Below are 1,964 nucleotides of genomic sequence, written 5' to 3' on the forward strand. Positions count from 1 at the left end.
GGATCCGTTCTCCGGCCCGGATGCGTTCCCCTTCCCGGGGTCGCCGGCTCCGGCCGAGGATCCGTTCGCGATGCCGCCTCCGCAGGGCCGCCGCGCCGGTGGCGGATCCGTTCGCGATGCCGCCTTCGCAGGCCGCCGCGCCGATGGCGGATCCGTTCGCCGGGGCGGAGTCGTTCCCGTTCCCCTCGCCGCCCGCGGCCTACCCGCCGCCGGCCGCGGAGCCGTTCACGCCGCCTCCGGCGTACGCGCAGGGCGGAGCGATGCCCTTCGAGCAGCCGGCCCCGGAGCCCCTGGCTCCGGCGGCGCCGCGTCACGGCGCGTTCGCCTTCGAGGACCAGCCCACGGCGGCGTACTCCCTCCAGCAGGCGGCCAATCCGTTCGCGCTGGCGGCGGCGCAGACGTCGGATCCGGAGTCCCCGGAGACGACGCGCGTGGCGGCGATTCCGCGCGAGCTGCTCCAGGCGAGCACCCGGCCCACGTCGAGGCAGCTCCCCATGCCGCCCCCGCGCTCCAACGCGCCGCAGGCGGTGCCGCTGCCCATGCCGGGCGCCAACAGCGCGGCGGCGGTGGCCCTGTCGGAGGAGCAGCACTTCCAGGACGTCTTCCGCGAGTTCGTCACCACCCGCGAGCGCTGCGGCGAGCAGGCGGATGGCCTGACGTACGACAAGTTCGTGCAGAAGCTGCGCAAGAACAAGGAGCAGCTCGTCACGAAGTACGCGTGCAAGACGGTGCGCTTCCAGGTCTACGTGAAGGAGGGCAAGGCCGCCCTCAAGGCGACGCCCGTCAAGGACTGACGTCCCCCGCCACCGCGCGGTGCCCGAAGGCCCGGGACCTCCTCGCGAGGTGCCGGGCCTTCTTCACGTGGGGCCCTGCCCGCCGGTCAGCTCGCGCGGGGCAGCACGACGCTGAAGCGGGCGCCCTGGCCCGGCTCTCCGCCGACCTCCAGGCGGCCGCCGTGCTCCTGGAGGATGCGCGCGGCGATGGCGAGCCCCAGGCCGGTGCCGCCGTCCTTGGTGGTGAAGTAGGGCTCGAAGATGCGGGCGCGGTGCTCCGGGGGGATGCCGGGGCCTTCGTCCTCCACCTCGACGATGGCGTCCGCGTCGGTGCCCTTCACGCGCACGCGCAGCGCGCCGCCCTTGCCCGTCATCGCCTCCTCCGCGTTCTTCACCAGGTTGACGAGCACCTGCGTGAGCTGGTCGCGGTCCGCGCGGGCCACCACGCCGGCCTGGACCGCGGGCTCCAGCCGGATGCCTTCGGGCGGCGCGGCGTACAGCGACAGGATGCTCTGGGTCAGCTCGCCCAGGTCCACCGGGGCGAGCTGGGGCTTGGGCAGGCGCGCGAAGCGGCTGAACTCGTCCACGATGCGCCTGAGGCGCTCCACCTCCTCCAGCACCACGCCCGCGCTCTCCTTGAAGAGGGTGGGGAAGCTGGGGTGGCGCGCCTCGTGGGCGGCCATCAGCGTCTCCAGCGACATGCGGATGGGGGTGAGGGGGTTCTTGATTTCGTGCGCCAGCCGCCGCGCGACCTCCTGCCACGCGGCGATGCGCTCGGTGGCCATCAGGCGCTCGGTGGTGTTTTTCAGCTCGGACGTCATGTGGTTGAACGTCCGGACCAGCTCGCCCACCTCGCCGGTGGCCCGGGCCGTCACCTGGACGTCCAGCGCGCCCTCCGCCACGCGGCGCGCGCCGGAGGTGAGGGCCTCCACGGGCCGCGTCATCCAGCGCGACACCAGCAGGCCCAGGAGCGCGGCGAAGCCCAGGCCCAGGCCCGCGAGGAGGAGGAACGCGCGCATGACGCCCTCTTCGGCCTCACGCGCGGCGGCGCGGCTGAAGGTGAGGCGCACGGAGGCCGCGTTGCCCAGGGGGCAGCACCTGCTCCACGGTGGGGCGGCGCCGCGCTGCCCGCGTGCGCGACCTGCGTGTCACCGGACAGGAGCGTCACGTCGGATTGCGTGAGGCGGGCCA

The 1,964-nt window shown here is 74.2% G+C and carries 2 protein-coding genes; one reads left to right on the forward strand and one right to left on the reverse strand.

From position 1 onward, the window contains the following. Positions 1-116 precede the first annotated feature (116 nt). Complete coding sequence (locus tag ACLEQD_RS42285) at positions 117-794, forward strand: MXAN_5187 family protein (protein WP_410391621.1); 678 nt, start codon at positions 117-119, stop codon at positions 792-794. An 86-nt stretch (positions 795-880) separates the two neighbouring features. Here ACLEQD_RS42285 and ACLEQD_RS42290 read toward each other — a convergent pair whose 3' ends face one another. After that, the gene (locus ACLEQD_RS42290; RefSeq protein ID WP_410391623.1) at positions 881-1,792 is read right to left on the reverse strand and encodes a sensor histidine kinase; all 912 of its coding nucleotides are present in this window, start codon (positions 1,790-1,792) and stop codon (positions 881-883) included. Positions 1,793-1,964: the final 172 nt, after the last annotated feature.

It is taken from the genome of Corallococcus sp. 4LFB (genome assembly GCF_046520365.1).
GTDB lineage: Bacteria > Myxococcota > Myxococcia > Myxococcales > Myxococcaceae > Corallococcus > Corallococcus caeni.